This window comes from Enterococcus sp. AZ179 (genome assembly GCF_050498885.1).
Classification (GTDB): domain Bacteria; phylum Bacillota; class Bacilli; order Lactobacillales; family Enterococcaceae; genus Enterococcus_D; species Enterococcus_D entomosocium.
In genome coordinates, this window is record NZ_JBMHEO010000001.1 from 595,080 (window position 1) to 613,270 (window position 18,191).

At 31.3% G+C, this 18,191-nt stretch carries 9 protein-coding genes and 1 pseudogene; 1 reads left to right on the forward strand and 9 read right to left on the reverse strand.

The window, feature by feature from the left end:
* Positions 1 to 16: 16 nt before the first annotated feature.
* Positions 17 to 688, reverse strand: coding sequence for a WxL domain-containing protein (locus IGI88_RS02930; RefSeq protein WP_429960172.1), 672 nt, complete (start codon positions 686 to 688; stop codon positions 17 to 19).
* 989 nt (positions 689 to 1,677) lie between these two features.
* Between IGI88_RS02930 and IGI88_RS02935 the strand changes: the two are divergent.
* A pseudogene (locus tag IGI88_RS02935) lies at positions 1,678 to 2,192 on the forward strand (transposase); the annotation flags it as partial.
* Between the two features lie 249 nt (positions 2,193 to 2,441).
* On the opposite strand, the gene IGI88_RS02940 reads toward IGI88_RS02935, so the two are convergent.
* The 8 genes from IGI88_RS02940 to IGI88_RS02975 all read right to left on the reverse strand — a co-directional run bounded on the left by IGI88_RS02940 (position 2,442) and on the right by IGI88_RS02975 (position 18,180).
* Positions 2,442 to 6,296, reverse strand: a complete 3,855-nt coding sequence (locus IGI88_RS02940; protein ID WP_429969520.1) for a BspA family leucine-rich repeat surface protein — start codon at positions 6,294 to 6,296, stop codon at positions 2,442 to 2,444.
* A gap of 1,867 nt (positions 6,297 to 8,163) precedes the next feature.
* A complete protein-coding gene (locus tag IGI88_RS02945; protein WP_429960174.1) occupies positions 8,164 to 9,774 on the reverse strand; it encodes a hypothetical protein in 1,611 nt (536 codons plus the stop codon).
* Positions 9,775 to 10,926: 1,152 nt separating this feature from the next.
* The gene (locus IGI88_RS02950; protein ID WP_429960175.1) at positions 10,927 to 11,295 is read right to left on the reverse strand and encodes a DUF7006 family protein; all 369 of its coding nucleotides are present in this window, start codon (positions 11,293 to 11,295) and stop codon (positions 10,927 to 10,929) included.
* Between the two features lie 267 nt (positions 11,296 to 11,562).
* A complete protein-coding gene (locus IGI88_RS02955; protein WP_429960176.1) occupies positions 11,563 to 11,925 on the reverse strand; it encodes a hypothetical protein in 363 nt (120 codons plus the stop codon).
* A 35-nt stretch (positions 11,926 to 11,960) separates the two neighbouring features.
* Positions 11,961 to 12,839 (reverse strand): hypothetical protein, encoded by an 879-nt coding sequence (locus IGI88_RS02960; protein WP_429960177.1) that lies wholly within the window; start codon positions 12,837 to 12,839, stop codon positions 11,961 to 11,963.
* A 32-nt stretch (positions 12,840 to 12,871) separates the two neighbouring features.
* Positions 12,872 to 15,532 (reverse strand): lysozyme family protein, encoded by a 2,661-nt coding sequence (locus IGI88_RS02965; protein WP_429960178.1) that lies wholly within the window; start codon positions 15,530 to 15,532, stop codon positions 12,872 to 12,874.
* Positions 15,522 to 17,864 (reverse strand): VirB4-like conjugal transfer ATPase, CD1110 family, encoded by a 2,343-nt coding sequence (locus IGI88_RS02970; protein ID WP_429960179.1) that lies wholly within the window; start codon positions 17,862 to 17,864, stop codon positions 15,522 to 15,524. The genes IGI88_RS02965 and IGI88_RS02970 overlap by 11 nt, the downstream gene beginning before the upstream one ends.
* A 16-nt stretch (positions 17,865 to 17,880) precedes the next feature.
* Positions 17,881 to 18,180, reverse strand: coding sequence for a PrgI family protein (locus IGI88_RS02975; protein ID WP_429960180.1), 300 nt, complete (start codon positions 18,178 to 18,180; stop codon positions 17,881 to 17,883).
* Positions 18,181 to 18,191: the final 11 nt, after the last annotated feature.

Sequence of the window (18,191 nt, forward strand, 5' to 3'; positions counted from 1 at the left end):
CCCTCATAATTAAAAATCAAGCTGGCTCTGCTGTAAGATTCCAAGTAATAACAGATGTGTATTCTTCGCCTTCTGCGATATTTTGATGCTTTGGAATAGATAATTCTACTTCACCTAATGAGATAGTTGTAAATCCATCAGCACCATCAATCGCCGTTACAACCTCCATACTCTCATTATCTTGTAGAAGCTGTAAGGAGCTTGGTCCACCAAATGAGGCGGTTTGATTATAGTTATTTGCTGATAATGAATTCAGTTTAATTGTTGTTCCTGTCAAAGATTTATCTCCTGATTTAAATGCATCACTACTTACTGATAATGACCATGAACCAGAGTCTTCTCTTTTATCATCAACAATAACATGATTAAAAGTATTATTTTCTACACGTGATGCCACCATTGTTGCCCCTAGACTCGGATCATAATTTTCTAAAGTCCCAAATTGCCAATCTGTTACTTTTGAAATTCCGATCTCGCCTGGACTCGAAGGCTCCCCTGGATCAACTACTCCACCTCCATCATCCCCTTCATCAGGATCGACAGGAGGAGCTACTGGGTCAGTTACTTCAAGGATAGACAAGATTCCTTGTGAAGATGCATCTTGAGCATAAACCTCCAAAGAGCCTAGACCAACGGCACCCAAAGTTGCTAGAATAATAGAACTAGAAATTAATTTTTTGTATAACATTCACTGATTCTCCTTTATATTTTAATTTGTTGTTAACAACAATTACATAATACAGTCTTGTGAATTATTACCAAAATCATTTTTTTCATATCTTTAGGATTTTTTGAATAGCATTTTTACTTATAGTCACGAACAATAAAATAACATCCCGAATCAAAAAAGATGTTCCCGAGCGCTCATATATCTTCGCCCAAAAATTAATCCGATGTACTATGTATAACAACCTTAGTGAATAATTACAAATTATTAAAATTTCAAAACATTTTTCATCAGTATACAGTTTAAAATTCTAGTAAAAAAATTTTAATTATAGATCTCTTCTTTAAAAATAAGATTTATTACTCTTATTCTATTATCTAACCAATGCCTATATGAAATTCTTTCCTTCGATACTTTGAAAAGCGAATAAATTGTTTGTTTTGGATTTAACTCTCATTAATCAAAAGCACTAGTGGTTATATGATGTTAGAGTATTGAAGAATTATAATTGATTCGTCAGTCTCATTTTTTTAGATAGCAAAAAACGTGTCGTTCTCTCGTATGAATATTCAAAAGAGCAATATGATATATAAATGATTGTACAAAAAATGCTTCGACTTATTTGATGGTCATTGGGGACTCTTACGCGACCTTTTAGAAGGAAAGAGGTTGATCATAACTTCTGTTCTCTGATCTGCTACTCTTGTCTGTAGAAGTTGTGGTTTTAATGTGGTCGATATGAATAAGGAGACCTTTGTCCGTTTTTAATAAAACTATCAGATACCAATAGCTATACGCTTAAAAAAGTGCTCTGTCTATATAAAGTTTCGAAGCCGTTGGACAGCTTGTGGGTAGTTTTTAAGTCTAGATCACTTGATTGCGAAATATATTAGATTCTAACTTAATTCTATATTGACTTAAAAAAATTCTCTATCTTTTACTTCGAAAAGCTATCAGATATTTTTGACAATCGTTATTCATGCCTTGAAAGATTATAAAAGCTTAGCAGAGATGGCGAAACTGGGAGATTACCGAAGCTTAAATTACCTCTGTTAACGAGCTATTTCTTAGGGACACCAAACTAGAAGAAGTATAATTTCTAGTCATCGACATAAGCGCTTTCTACATCCAGCTTACAAAAAGTGTTTAGCAAAATTCGAAAGTACTGATTGCTCAGTTTCATATTGTCAAACAGATGAATCAGACATTCGATGAGTTGTGCATTCGTGAAATAATGAGTTTCTTAAAGCAAAAAACAATCTAAAAAAATGAAAAGTATTGGTACTTTCTGTTAAAATATCTTGCAAAGATTAAACATTATGTTATTAAACATGGGAAAGTCTTCTAAAGTCTAGATACTCGTTTCTCACTAAAGCGATGATCCATACTCTTACTCCAATGGAAAAAAATAGAAGAGGAAAATATCCGCCTAAAGACAATGAAGCGAGTATCCTATGGATTTAAATTCTTTGATAACATGAGAATTAGAATCTTTTTGATCAATCAATTAATCAAAGTAAGATAACAAAAAAATCTAGGTCAGAATGAGGTTCATTCTGACCTAGATTTGATTTGGCGAGACTCATAAGTCATAATAATTGGAAAAGCTTGTAATTCACCTCACTAGAAGCTTGTTTTTTACACGTAAAGACCAGTTAAATACTATGCCAAACTGATTAGATTATGATTATTTTTCCAATTGTATCTCTCTAGCATCACTAAATGTCTAAAAAAACAATTTTATCATGACATATTACCATCAAACTTATTAGAGCTAATTATTTGAAGGAACCTCACTTAGTATCCATTCAATTTTAGAAGTATATTCACCCGCACTAGGATTTGAGTTTCCTGGAACTTCCAAACTTATGCTTCTTTCAAATGTCTCAGAATTGCCAAAACGAATAATCCACGTGCCTAAACCTTCATTAATTCCAAATTCTACTAGATTACTTATATTTCCTGGATACAATGTGATATTTTTCACTTCATTTGAAATTTCATTATTATGAACACTAATAATATCAATATTGTCAAAAGATAAAGCGGCTCCTAATAGCTCTTCATTATTGGCACTAGAAAACTGATTACTTTGTCTGACAGATAGAGACCATGAGCTACCGTCAGTTCTAAAATTACTAACTTGTACAAAATTAGGACGTTCTGCTAATTCTTCATCTCCACTTTCATTTACCCTTAGTGGATTGGCAAAGTATTTCTGATCTAAAATGGAAATACTTTTAATACCAAAAGATAAATTAGGTACAAAATCAATCCTTAGGCTTTCAATTTCGCTTGATACGTTAGGAGCTTCTAATGGGAAAATCTCTTTCTCAGGGTCTAACGGGTCCAATATAGAAGTTTCCTTCAATTCGTAAACATAATAAACATCTACTTCCCCATCGGAATAGATACCTTCTGTTTCTCCTATTACATTAACTAGATTCCATCCTAATATTTCTCGACTATTTATTTTAAATGTTTCACCAGTCTTACCTATATTTACTTCTTTATCTAAAAGATTATTATTGAGTTTGTCAATGTAATTAACATTTATTGTACTATATTGCTGCCACTTATATAGACCAGGTCTACTACCATCATAAGTTCTCAAAAGACTAGAAGAAGTCTCGGTAACGTATTCAACTGGCTTCTCTCCATTTTGATCTAAATAATGCATCCATACTCCTGTATATAGATCATTTTGATTTACATTTGGAAATGAAAGAACATTTGATTCCAAATGATTAAAAATACTGTTGCTACCTAGATATATTTTTTCAAGAGATCTAGTACTTGAAAACATCCCATTTGCATTGGTGAGTTTTTGAGTGTCCCAGTTTGAAAGGTCAAGCTCAGTTAGTGCAGTTACATTAATAAACATGCTAGACATACTTGTCACATTGCTTGTGTCAAATCCTGAAACATCTAGTTCTGTTATACTGTTTACTCCACTAAACATGCTAGACATACTTGTCACATTGCTTGTGTCAAATCCTGAAACATCTAGTTCTGTTATACTGTTTACTCCACTAAACATGCTAGACATACTTGTCACATTGCTTGTGTCAAATCCTGAAACATCTAGTGCTGTTATACTGTTTACTCCACTAAACATGCTAGACATACTTGTCACATTGCTTGTGTCAAATCCTGAAACATCTAGTGCTGTTATACTGTTTACTCCACTAAACATGCTAGCCATACTTGTCACATTGCTTGTGTCAAATCCTGAAACATCTAGTTCTGTTATACTGTTTACTCCATTAAACATGCTAGACATACTTGTTGCACTTGACGTATTCCAATTTGAAACATCTAGTTCAAGCAAATTACTTTCTCCTGCAAATAAATATTGCATGTTGGTTACATTTGATGTGTTCCATTTCGATACATCAAGTTTTTCCAAAGAACTTCTATTTGAATACACTACGTAGAACATATTAGACATATTCGTTACATTCGAAGTATCCCAATTCGATACGTCTATAGAAGTAAGACTACGAATATTCGTTGAAGAATTATAGAACATGCTAGACATATTTACTACATTACTTGTATCCCAATTTGAAACATCTAGTGCTGTTATACTGTTTACTCCACTAAACATGCTAGACATACTTGTCACATTGCTTGTGTCAAATCCTGAAACATCTAGTTCTGTTATACTGTTTACTCCACTAAACATGCTAGACATACTTGTCACATTGCTTGTGTCAAATCCTGAAACATCTAGTTCTGTTATACTGTTTACTCCACTAAACATGCTAGACATACTTGTCACATTGCTTGTGTCAAATCCTGAAACATCTAGTGCTGTTATACTGTTTACTCCACTAAACATGCTAGCCATACTTGTCACATTGCTTGTGTCAAATCCTGAAACATCTAGTTCTGTTATACTGTTTACTCCATTAAACATGCTAGACATACTTGTTGCACTTGACGTATTCCAATTTGAAACATCTAGTTCAAGCAAATTACTTTCTCCTGCAAATAAATATTGCATGTTGGTTACATTTGATGTGTTCCATTTCGATACATCAAGTTTTTCCAAAGAACTTCTATTTGAATACACTACGTAGAACATATTAGACATATTCGTTACATTCGAAGTATCCCAATTCGATACGTCTATAGAAGTAAGACTACGAATATTCGTTGAAGAATTATAGAACATGCTAGACATATTTACTACATTACTTGTATCCCAATTTGAAACATCTAGTGCTGTTATACTGTTTACTCCACTAAACATGCTAGACATACTTGTCACATTGCTTGTGTCAAATCCTGAAACATCTAGTTCTGTTATACTGTTTACTCCACTAAACATGCTAGACATACTTGTCACATTGCTTGTGTCAAATCCTGAAACATCTAGTTCTGTTATACTGTTTACTCCACTAAACATGCTAGACATACTTGTCACATTGCTTGTGTCAAATCCTGAAACATCTAGTGCTGTTATACTGTTTACTCCACTAAACATGCTAGCCATACTTGTCACATTGCTTGTGTCAAATCCTGAAACATCTAGTTCTGTTATACTGTTTACTCCATTAAACATGCTAGACATACTTGTCACATTGCTTGTGTCAAATCCTGAAACATCTAGTTCTGTTATACTGTTTACTCCATTAAACATGCTAGACATACTTGTCACATTGCTTGTGTCAAATCCTGAAACATCTAGTTCTGTTATGCTGTTTACTCTGCTAAACATACCTATCATACTTGTTGCACTTGACGTATTCCAATTTGAAACATCTAGTTCAAGCAAATTACTTTCTCCTGCAAATAAATATTGCATGTTGGTTACATTTGATGTGTTCCATTTCGATACATCAAGTTTTTCCAAAGAACTTCTATTTGAATACACTACGTAGAACATATTAGACATATTTGTTACATTCGAAGTATCCCAATTCGATACGTCTATAGAAGTAAGACTACGAATATTCGTTGAAGAATTATAGAACATGCTAGACATATTTACTACATTACTTGTATCCCAGTTTGAAACATCTAGTTCTGTTAATCCAGTTGTATTGAAGAACATATTAGACATGTTTGTCACATTACTTGTGTCGAAATTTCCACCTCCTTCAATTTTTGACAATGTAGGGAGTTGAGAAAATAAACTAGCAGAGTTCGCAGGCAGCTCAATAACATCCTCAACTATTAAATTTTCAACATTCGGATAATTCATTTTCCAAGGAGCGGTACTAACTGTTCCCCCCTCTCCACCTCTCAGAACTAGTGTTCTTGAATCCTCAATCCAATCCCACTCTACACTCCCCCATGTTCCTGTTAAGAGGGATTCTTGAATATTTACATCAATTGAGTTCTTCTCTTCTGTAGATATTTGGTCGGTATCTTTTTCAGAATCTGACATTCCAGTCACCGCGGTTTCTTCACTTATTAAATCACTTTTTTCGGTTTCTTTTTGTTCATCATTTTCTATCGTATCATTTTCTATCGTATCATTTTCCTCTGTACTATCCTCGCTTTCGGAAATTGAACTTGAAATTGTCACAGCCCAACCGATTACTGGTTCAAATATAGGAAAGATTACAATCAAGAAAATACTAAATAAAGTTAAAGTTCTTTTAGGTATCAATCGCATAATTATCATTCCTTATGAGTATAATTTGAAAAAGTTTGCTATTAAAAATAGCAACTTACATTTTCTAAAATTAATAGTATATCTTTATCAAAAATATCCAAAATCATGGTTTTCCACTTAAATGAAATTTTTGAAAAAAAGCTCTCGAACTTTCTTTGTAAGAAACTAAACTCTATGAGTAAAACCAATCAATTAATTTACTAACTAAATATTTATTTTTCTACTTTTTCTTTTTCAACCAACAAAAATTAAACGTACGTTCGATAAATTATCATGAGAGATTCAATTAAATTTACGAGCGACAACATCATAGAATCCACATCAAAATCAGATTGTTTCTCTATTATTTAGGACTGATTTATTACGAGAAAAATTCAGTCTGATTTTTATTCCAGATTGAAAAATATCGATCTTTAATATGTTTAAAGTACTGCATAATAAACACGCTTTGAACCAAAGTATTATTTGAAAAATTATAAAAAAAGTGATTACCATAAAGAAAATTTGGTATTATAAGATTTTCAACAAATTTTTCATCAGAATAGATAATGATCGTTGTAGCTCCACTTTTTTCATCTACTCATGAATGTTAAAAATTGTGATTCTAAATATATATATGCAATTGGCAAAAAGAAAAGATCGTTTATTTCGAAAAAATATTTAAGACCTTGAGTTGATCAAGTTCATTTGTCCGCCCAAGCCATTCGTTTTAAAATAATTTCAGATTTAAGATTATTCAATCACTTATTGAAAAATATTTTTGCAATTGAAACTCAGCAAGCACTTTTAATATATGCCATTTATGCGCCAAAAGTTTTTAGAGTTATTTTAGATAGTCACTTAGTATAACAATCTTAAACTTTAATGGTTGATTGATTTTGTTCTTAATTTCTGTTTGAGAACAAGAAAAAAGCTGAAAACTGTTCAATCGTTCATTTATAAGATATTCCTTCAATTAAACATCCATTTCCTCTTTTTTACTAATACTAAAGAATTAGATTGCTAAGTAATAGTTATAAATTCCTTCTATGTTTTCAACTAATCTAGCGATTTACAAAGAATGCTAAATTACAGATTAATCAAATTCATAACACTAAACAGTCAAATCAGGAATTCATTAATTTTTTATCCGTAAAATGGGACCGTTTAGTAAGATAGATTGAAACAGTTAAACTGAAAATTTGAACAAGAACTGGCATGAGTTATAAAGAATCTTTATAATCAATACAAAACATGGTAAAGTCTTAAAGCACCTAAATACACGTTTCTCACAGATTCGAAAATATTAGTTTTTTTACAACTTTCTAAAGGAACCATATCCTTTTTTCAATTTTTTTGAAGCTTTTCGAAACAATAATTATATCTTTTTTCACTATATTAAAAGAACTTATTATATCATAGACGAAGGCTTTATTGAGAACTTCATAATCCTATGAACTTTTAAGAAAGCAATACTAACACGAAAATCCATCCTCACTCTGATGGAAATATGAGAACTGATATCTTTTGAGTCAATCAATTAATTAAAGGCAAATGACAAAAAATCTGGGATAGAACAAAGTTGATTCTGTCCCAGATTTGATTTTTCCTAACTTATTAATCCTTATTGATATAAAGTCAGTTTTTATTGTATATATTTTATTGGTCTTAATTACCAAACCGAAAAATCACTATGATAACCAAAATCTAATCTCGAATGTTTTAACCATCGAAATAGAAACACTATTTTCAAATTTCTTTTTCTAGACAGCCGACATTCTAACAGCTGACATACAATAGATATAAACTTTTAATCTACAAACAAACATATATTGTTTAGTATTTGCTTTTTCAAATTATTTATTTACGACAACTTTTTTAAAACTCGTCAATTAGCAAGTATTTGTCTTTCTTTGTCTTTTCTAATCTTAGTAGTTTTGTCTTTCTGTTTAACAGTCTCTTTTTTAGCTCTTTCAGTAATGTTTTTAAAACTCAATTTATTGTCCTCAAGATTAGGCAAATTGCTCATATCAGGATATTTTATTTTAGAGCTCTCATCCTTATCTAGGATCTTGGTACTTTCAGTATGTTTGGATGATTCACTAGGCATATTTTCTTTGTTTTTTTCATGCAATCCAACTTCTAGATTTTTGTCATTAATCTTCTCTCCTTTTGTTAGATTTTCTGCACTTGTACTAGCTGACGGTTCATCTTTTTGTAGGCTTTGGCTACTTGTGCCTGCTGTTGGATTTTCTTTTGTTAAACTGTCTGCATTTGTACTAACTGTCGGCTCATCTTTTTGTAGACTTTGGCTATTTGTGCCTGCTATTAGCCCCTCTTTTGTTAAACTATCTGTACTTGTACTAACTGTTGGCTCATCTTTTTGTGGACTTTCGCTATTTGTGCCTGCTGTTAGCCCCTCTTTTGTTAAACTATCTGTACTTGTACTAACTGTTGGCTCATCTTTTTGTAAACTTTGGCTACTTGCGCCTGCTGTTGGACCCTCTTTTGTTAAACTATCTGTACTTGTACTAACTGTCGGCTCATCTTTTTGTAGACTTTGGCTACTTGTGCCTGCTGTTGGATCTTCTTTTGTTGGGCCTACTTTCTGTCTCTGTAAATCCAAACCTGCAATTTGTTCCCTACCGTCTAATATATCTAAATTGCTTAAATTTTGTAAAGTTCGAACATCTTGTTCGTTAACATTTAATACTTGCCTGCTGCTATTGCTTAAATCCGTGATCAAATTTTCATATGGCGTATAAGCCGGAGGAGCAACATATGCCTCTGAAGTCACTCCACTAATAGCAGCTTCGTAACTAGGCGGTGCTCCTCTATCATAAACTGGCGCACTTGCTTCAGCGAATAACCCTAGATCATAAGCCGGCGCATTCGCCGAAACATATATATTGTTTTCGTCAATTGGTGCACTAGGCATTCTGTAGGAATTCTGCTCTGGTAAAGGAGCATTTGGCCTTGCTATTGTGTTTTGTTCTCTTATTAAACTCAATTTTAATTCATCTGGAATAATGAAAACATTGTGTTTTTCAAAGTTTTCAAAGTATTTAAAAACATCGATTTTACTTTGTTTAATATTGTCCATATAGCTACGCTGTAGGTTGTGCAATTTATTAATATCAGTTTCATAATTTGCGATTTTTTGTTTTCTGGAATTGGTCATAATCCAATATTTCTTTTTTTTAATTTCTAGAGTATTGTTTAATGATTCAATACCTGATCTGGCATATTGCATTGCATGTTTATTCCTGACAGAAGATACAAGTAATTTTTGAAAATCCTTGTTTTGTCCAAAAATTTTTGCCCCCCTTATAATTGTTTCTGCTTCTTTTAAATCCATAGCTTGTCTTGATGTCAAACGTTGATTCTTCAATTCACTTTCAATATTTTTATAATGTTCTAAAGCCTTATAAAAATTCATATTCTTCATTGCGTTGAAATGATATCTTTCGGATACTGCAAGTAAGCCTCTATTTGGCATATATTTTCCTTCTCGTAATTTATTATTTTTAAAACGACTTCCATCGTTTCAGTCACCCTGCTGGGCTATTCCTCACTATACATTTTTTAAAGTTGACAATAAAATCCGTTTATTGATAATATTCTTGCACACGATCTCTATCCTAAAACTAATACTTTTTTGAAGGTATAACTACAGAAAAAAGCGTGCATTCATTCTAATTATTTATCACGCATCAAACACATTAGATATCATTCTCTCCTTTTATTCCCCTTCTAGCATAAAATAGAGTGGCTTTTAAGAAGCAAACATTTGAGTTCAATGAGGCAAGATTATGGCTATTAAATAAGATTCAGAGATAATCTTCAGTAGCTAATTACTCGAAAATTATGAAATGAGAACCTCTCTTGAACTTATTTATCGGTTTAGATGTTGGTTAGAAAAAATTAGATAATTGCCGATTTACATTATCAAATGTTCTGTAAAAACAAATATAATAAACAGTGTTCAAAATGTTCGACAAGTTAAAAGATATACAATTTTATACAAAGATTATATCTAAACTTTTACAAATTTCCATTCATTTTCACAAATGAAAGTTTAGAATTATGGTGGACTTAAACAACTGACAATATGTTCTGACTAATTAGTTACTAAAATAGTTTGAGTAAAGCAACCTTTTCAATAAAAATAAACATTAAAATGTAGTACTTTATTAAAAAATTCTGGTGGAGACAATAGAATTTGCGCATTCGAAGATACTATTATAAACTTCCTTATAGAAGACTTGACCTTAATTGAAATCTCGTAAGTTCTTCTGGAAGGGTCTACTGATTTATTTCAAAAATTAGGAAAAAATTGAAAAATCCAGAGAAATTTTCCGAAATTAAAAAGTATTACAGCAAAGAAAACTTAAATAATTAAACACAAACAATAATGAGCGCTCAACTTTCTTGTAATGAAATTTGCAAGTTTCATCCATACGCTATTAAAGAATAGTCAGATCTATTATCTGATAAATATTGCAAAAAATAATATTAAGTTATTTTTAGAAAAAATCTTAATCAAGCCAAAAAAATTATTTCCTTCTGGTTCAAGTAAATGCGATCTAATTTTAAAAAATTAACTCAGTTTTAAAAGAAATTTCATACTTACTTAACATGAATAAGGTTTTTAAATTAATATTAATGATCTGTCGAAATTATCATTTTTTTCACATAAGTCTAAATTGCTTTTCCAATTAAGATAGTTATTCTCAACAAATTTTATCACACCATCTTCAGTATAAAAAAGCAACTTGTCATCTAAAATTAACAAACGTATTATTATAAATTTTGAGTCTATTTTTAATAAGTCACTTAAAATTTCAAAAAAGTTTTCTTTTTTAACTGAATTAACTAATATATTTAATTCAAGCTCCAAGTATTGCCAGTAACTTGTTATTTCAGGGTACTTTTTTTTTAAGCTCAACCAGTTAATTCCCGTTTTCATATAATCCAAGTAATCATTTGTACTACTAATACTAGGCTTTCTTCTTTCCATAGTTTTTCCTCTTCTAATTTTTTTAAAAACCTTACATTATAGATTGATAAGTAATGTTCCAACAATAAGCCAAAATATAGTTGTAAAAAGTAAAACACCTCTCCAAACTATATAGCGGGGCTTATTTACAATAAATTGAAAAATTTTTTCCATTTCTCCACATCTTCCCTTTCTAACAATTAGCCTGGGCAATATCTAATAGTAGTTTAAAAATTCCAAATTCAAAATGAATCAACATAACAGAATATTAACTTTTTTATTAGATTATTAGACTATATAACTTTTTGTTTGGATCTTATTTTTTAGCTTTATTTCTAAATCGTTATTTTTTATTTTTGCCTTAAGAATTACTTCTTGTTTTTTTTCAAGAAATCTCATCTTCTCCACCGCTTTTACTTTAGAAAAAGTAGGTTTATCTATAGAATTCTGATTTCCTTTCTTTCTGTTGAAGGTCATTTTGACTCTTTTAGAGCCTATATTGTTAACCTCGTATTTTTCTTTATCAGATTTCAAAAAATTTTTTTTGTAGATTTTTTTTGAAATCTGAAGAAAAAGTTTTGAGAAAACTCTTGCTCCAGATTTGCCAATTGAACTTAAAGCTTCCAGTTCTGGATCTTCTTGATGATTCAACGGATATGCACCTCCTATAAATTTAATAAGAAACACTAATCGATTTCTAAAGAAATTTTCTCCGAATCGGCTTTAGTAGTACCATCTTGTGTAAGTTCAACTTCGCTGATTAATTTCTCAAAGCTAGTTTGCCACAAAAAAGATCCTGGTGTTGATGTTAACTCATAAATTAAACTTTCTTCGGTAATTCTAAACTGAATATTCTCTCTAGATCCTTCTAGTAAATTAATTATGAATAAGCAACTATTCTCATCTATTTCTTGAGAGATCAACTTAAACTTTACTTCAATGATTTCTTCTTCACCATCTTTAGATTTTTTTACTTGCTGGTAATAATCCTCATAGAACACTAATGAATATTCTATTTCTGATGATGTAGTTCTCCACTCTCCTTGACCTAAGATATCTAACCATTTTTGATATACTATATTTTCAGTAACTATCTCTTGATGACTATAATTTTCTAATACTTCTTCCATAAATTTTTTGTCTGGATAAAGATAAAAAGATTCATCATTCAAACTTACACGCATAATTGTTCTGCCTAATTTAGTTTCTAAATCTAAAGTAAGTTCTCCCAGATTTTCATCATTTAAAATGATTTGTTGATGTTCATTTAACATATAAGAACCAGAGCTTAAAATTTTATCAGCTCTATATGCTCCATCATCTAAAAATTCGATTATCATTTCATCGTCTCTATCTGAATACCAGATACCAGAATAGATTTTTGATCTAGCTATTTTAATTTGTTCTTCAATATCCACATGATTTTCAGTGCTGTCTTCACTAATTTCTGTTTTGATTGGCTTGCTTAATATAATTAAAATACTCACAATCATAGTAACTACTAATAAAAGAGTAGCAGCAAACAAATATTTTCCTTGTTTAGTTTCTAATAGATTCTTAATCATTTTTTCTCCCAAAACTATTCTATATAGAATAGTTAATCTAAGTTGTTACTTCTAGTAATTCCATAACCAGATATTACAGGGCTATCCACCAAGTATGTTTGTCTTCTAACAGCATTGCCAGAATTCCCTTCGATAGTTTGAATTATTCTACCATCTGAATACTCAACAATACCAACATGGTCTTTTCCAGTACGGTTACCATTCCAATCAAAAAATACTAGATCTCCTTCCTTTGGAACGTAATCTTCTGTGGCTAATTTATACTTATCCTTTGCTGTGAACCATCGCACCATTTCTATGCAGCTAGCTGATTTTAGTATGCGATCTTCACTTAAGTACCCAGCTTGATCAGCTACCCACGATACAAATATTGCGCACCATTCAACCCTATTAGCTAAGCCGAACCAACGCCAATATTTATCACCATTAGGATATCCTAACTCTTCTTTTGCAATTTGAATTAGTTCTCCTGAGTTAACCATAATATGCTGTGTAATCAGGTCCACATAAAACATATTTCCATATTCATATTTCCATGAAAACCCCATTTTTTGAGCAACAGGATTTCTATATGATACTGTTCTGCCACCACTTTTCTCCCTAGAGAAGATTCGTGCCATATCAAAGCTATAGTCACTATCACCATCCATTAACCAATTAATAAATCCATGACCGTAGTTGTACGCCTGAATTGCAGTCTGTTTATCCAAGTTGTTTTCTTCAACAATACGTAGTCCTTGAGAAAAATATTTTACTCCTGCATCAATTGATTCTTCAGCACTTTCAATAGAGTTGGGGGGGAGTCCAAGTGATTCGCTTGATTGCATAATGTCCCAAGATATGTTAGGTTCACCAGTCTCATCAATGTTAAGAACAATTGGATTACCTCCAGATTCTTCCCATATTATTGCCAGAATCAAGTTTTCATAGCCGCGTATATCATATTTTTCACAAGCTCTGCTGACTAATTCATGCCATTTTAAAACAGAATCTGGCGGATTAATGAGATTACCTGTAAGACCACCACTTGAATCATGAAATCCGGTGTCTTCTGGATAACTAAATACTAAATTATCTATATATGCTGCTGGATAAAGTATGGCATCGCTATGTGGCCAACTGCGTCTTTCTTGAACTCTTATTTCAAGATTCCCCATAGTTTGTCCTATTTGCTGCCCTTGGGTCAGTTTTTGTCCAACTTTTACTTGGATGTTTTTTAAGTTAACGTATCTTATTTGCTTACTTAAAGGCGTATTTGATATTACCATATTTTCTCTTACATCAACTACTGTTTCATTGCTTGATGCATAGACCATCTCACCTTCATCAGATGATAGAATCATCTCATAGAAAATTTCAGAGTCGTTTCTATCTCTGTAACCATATTTTTCAATAACAGTCGCGTATGAATTTTTTCCTAACGGATTTTCTAAAAACACCATATTCTCAAATCTATCTAAATCTTGTATTGGTTCGAACTTATCTAATTCTTCTTCATTCATTTCATCAGGAAATTCTTTTAAGTACTCATCAATACTAGTCCAATTTACTCTTATCACAGCAATTTGAACAAATTCACTTTGAGTTTGCTCTTCAAACTCGCCAGTATCTGGGTCTTCAATAAGTACAACTTGACTTACTTCTTGCTCCTCACTTTCTACTACCCAATTAAATGTGTAATTATGGATGCCTCTCATTTCATCACTAATACGATTATATTTACTACTTCTCGATCGATTATCAATATTATAATCCTCATACTTGGCATTTAGAAAGTAAAGGTACGTGTCTGCATTAGAATTGAACAAAAAAGTTGACGGATTGGATCTAACACCATTAAGTAAAAAATAAACTTCATAGTTTTCATCACTCAACTTCAGCTGATGATATAGATCATTTACTTCTTTATTTTTTTGTGCATCTAACCGAGTTACCAAGCGGTAAGCTTCTTCTAAAGCCATATCTTCAGTTTTTACAGTAAAAAGTGCAATAATAAAACTCCATATAGCAACGAAAACAGATATTATAGCAATAACTACACTTGTTATAAGTATAATTTTTATCAGTAAAAATAGAACAGGGATTAATAACAGAATCGCTAAAATGATACCAACTAAATTTAGGTCACCATTCTCATTTCGGCCTACTGTGTCTATTAATGACTCTTTTATCATATTTCGGTAAACGTGCTTTGATTTGACATTCTTTTTCAATGATTTATCTAGCTTCGACCTAGTGTATGATGCTATTTTATCTTTTTTGTTCAGTATCGTACTTATTTTTTTTGACCTGGTTGATACTTTATTGATATTACTAATCTTATCATTGGAGAACGCTCTATTTCTCTTATAGCTAGTTTTCCTCATTAATATAGATAATCTATCAGATGTCTTATTATCATTTAATTGGTTATAAAAACGATGCTTCTTAAATCCTTCATAACCAACATATTCGTCTAATCTATCTTTTTTTTCCGGAGTGTTTATATTTTTATTTTTTTGTTTCTTAGATAAATTTACTGATTTAGTGTTACTTTCTCTTTCTATATTAGGGTATACTATTGATGACTTGTAAGCTATTTTCTTATCAGACTTGTAATATGCTCTTTCCTTATTTAGGTGATATCTTTGATAGTTTTTACTTTTATCCGATATTACTTTTTTTATATAATCGTTGTTTTTATTAAAATTCATTGGTATCTGAAATTCTCCGTTGATTTATGTTTTCAGTGATCTCACCAGGCTTTGTAGTCATCATTTTGTATAATGCCGTTTCTTTAGGAAAATGATCATAAAACGGAACAATAGAATCTCCAAAAACTAACAAGCCTCGCCCTTCCTCTGTAAGATTCATGAATTTTTCTTGTTCTTCTGAAATATCAAAAAGTCTTACTAGTTGATTTCTATCAGTTTTCGCTTGGTTAAGCATCATAACAAAATCACTATTAGACAGCATTCTTCTTGCCATGTCAGATAGTAATAGTGTTTCAACATTTTGTGTAATTCCTGTTGGAATTGCTCCCCATTTCCTGGCACGACTCCAAAGTTCAAAAAAGTAATTTGACGAGTAATCATTTGAGAACAGAAGTTGCATCTCATCTATATAAACCCATGTCCTGATACCGCTAGATCTGTTTTTTGTAATTCTATTCCAAACTTGGTCTAGAACTACCAACATCCCAATTGTTTTTAACTGTCTTCCTAAATCCTTTATATCGTATACTACTAGTCTGTTGGTTAGATCTACATTTGTTGGTTTTGAAAAAACTGACAAACTTCCTTCGATATATAATTCTAAGTCAGTAACCAATTGAGCAGCATCTTCTTCTGGCTGTTCTTTTAAAACTTTAAAAAAGTCGAGTAAAGTTGGTGAAGCGTCTTTTCTTTTTTGTGAATGATTAATTTCATATGTTCTTCTACAAACTCTGTCTATTATAGTTTTTTGAGCAGACGATAATCCGACACTTCCCCCAACAATCAAATCACAAAATGAAATAATGAACTCAGATTTTAAAATGGTTGGATCAATGTCATCGCCATAGTTTTCATTAATATCCATAGGATTTATATGCGTTTTTGACTCAGGAGAAATCTTAACAATTTCTCCTGAAAATTTTTCACCTAAAGAAACGTATTCTCTCTCTGGATCAATAATAATAATCTCGTCAAGATCTTCCTGAACTAAGATATTCACAATTTCACGTTTAACTGAAAAGCTTTTTCCTGATCCGGGTGTACCCAAGACAAATCCATTTGGAGCTTTTAATCGCTTTCTATCTAAAGAGAGTATGTTTTCAGTAACACTATTTACTCCATAATATTTACCGTTCTCGTGAATTAATTCTGGTGTTGAAAAAGGCATAAATATCGCTGCACTAGCCGTTGTAAGTGTTCGATGAAGTGGCAAGAAATTTTTGCCAATTGGAAAAGAATTGTACAGACTCTGTTCTTGGAGATATGGTATTACTGAAAGTTTAAATCCGTATCTACGTGCTAATGATTTTATTTCATCTTTAATTCTTTCCAATTGATCCGTACTGGTAGAAGAGTATATTAGATTACCAGTAATTTCAAAAATTTTTTGCCCCTTGTTTTGTAAGTCATCCAACAATTCTTTTGCTTCAACTAATGAATGAGAAAGGTCGTATGGCAACATTTCGAAATCATACCCGCTTTTCAATGCTTTTTTTTGTTCGTCAACTTTTTGTTGTTCCATAAAAGCTAGTTTTGTACGTACTAAATCAAATGCATCTGGAGGATTCATAGACTTCAAAAATAATGAAAAAGTGAATTCTCCTGGTACTTCCATCATATCTGAAAGAAAAGTGTCTGAAAGCTCAGATGGGTATTCCTTAAAATACAGGGATTGGCACATAAGTCCGTCAGCATCAATACAACGAGAGTTTGATTTAAAGTCAATGAATTTTGGAACATAGGATTCATTTGAGGTTTCTGATATGTCTTGTTTATCATTATTATTTAAAACATTACCAATTATTTCCTTCCTATCTTCCGTGTTTAAAATAGTTGCCGTTGTCCCTACTCTTCTACAAAACATTTTAAATCTATCTGCAAGTGAACCTAATTCCTTAAACGCTTGATTAGCATCTCCATTTTTTTGCGAAAAGGTAAAAATTATAGATTTATTAAATCCGTTTCTATCCTCAGACACTTTATCAATCATCAGATTGTTTAACTCTTTCCTATAGAGATTGTATCTATCTTCTTTATATTCATAAAAAATCGTATTTGTATATTCTTCCATTGACCGTTTCTTTTTTTGAATTGTTAATTGAATAGTAGTAGTATGATCTATTGAATTCAAAAAATTACAATAATCCATGTAAACATCCATCTTCTTGTCTTCTGAGCTAAGTTGATAATCAATATCATTTACTGCTAAACTAATCGAATAATGACCTTCATAAGTCTCAACTAAATTATTATTCAAAAACTTTTTAATCGGAAAACTATCAACTATATTTGTTTTATCTCTCTTTATTTCTTTCTTTTTTAACTTTTTCATTTAAATCTCCATTTTTTCATTTCTTATATCTTTTTCCTGGTGAAAGATGGTATAAGAAAAAGTAGTAAATAAATTGTTTAAAATTAAGCCCATCTTTTTTAAACCATCCGAAAGCAACAATTGGTATTGAACATATAATCATTATCCAACTAACTGTATCCATCGAATATCCTAATAGTTTAATAAACAAAATGCTTATAAAGCTATTAACTCCTATAGCTATTCCGACACTAAAAAGTTGTTTCATACTCATACCAGCTATGATTTTTTCTTTATATTCTTTAATATCTTTTGGCACTCTAACTTCCACGGCCATTTAACCACATC

Bases quoted from the DNA above. Each gene is read 5' to 3' on its own strand.
- IGI88_RS02930 (WP_429960172.1), bottom strand. From the start codon at position 688: ATGTTATACAAAAAATTAATTTCTAGTTCTATTATTCTAGCAACTTTG.
- IGI88_RS02940 (WP_429969520.1), bottom strand. From the start codon at position 6,296: ATGCGATTGATACCTAAAAGAACTTTAACTTTATTTAGTATTTTCTTG.
- IGI88_RS02945 (WP_429960174.1), bottom strand. From the start codon at position 9,774: ATGCCAAATAGAGGCTTACTTGCAGTATCCGAAAGATATCATTTCAAC.
- IGI88_RS02950 (WP_429960175.1), bottom strand. From the start codon at position 11,295: ATGGAAAGAAGAAAGCCTAGTATTAGTAGTACAAATGATTACTTGGAT.
- IGI88_RS02960 (WP_429960177.1), bottom strand. From the start codon at position 12,839: ATGATTAAGAATCTATTAGAAACTAAACAAGGAAAATATTTGTTTGCT.
- IGI88_RS02965 (WP_429960178.1), bottom strand. From the start codon at position 15,532: ATGAATTTTAATAAAAACAACGATTATATAAAAAAAGTAATATCGGAT.
- IGI88_RS02970 (WP_429960179.1), bottom strand. From the start codon at position 17,864: ATGAAAAAGTTAAAAAAGAAAGAAATAAAGAGAGATAAAACAAATATA.
- IGI88_RS02975 (WP_429960180.1), bottom strand. From the start codon at position 18,180: ATGGCCGTGGAAGTTAGAGTGCCAAAAGATATTAAAGAATATAAAGAA.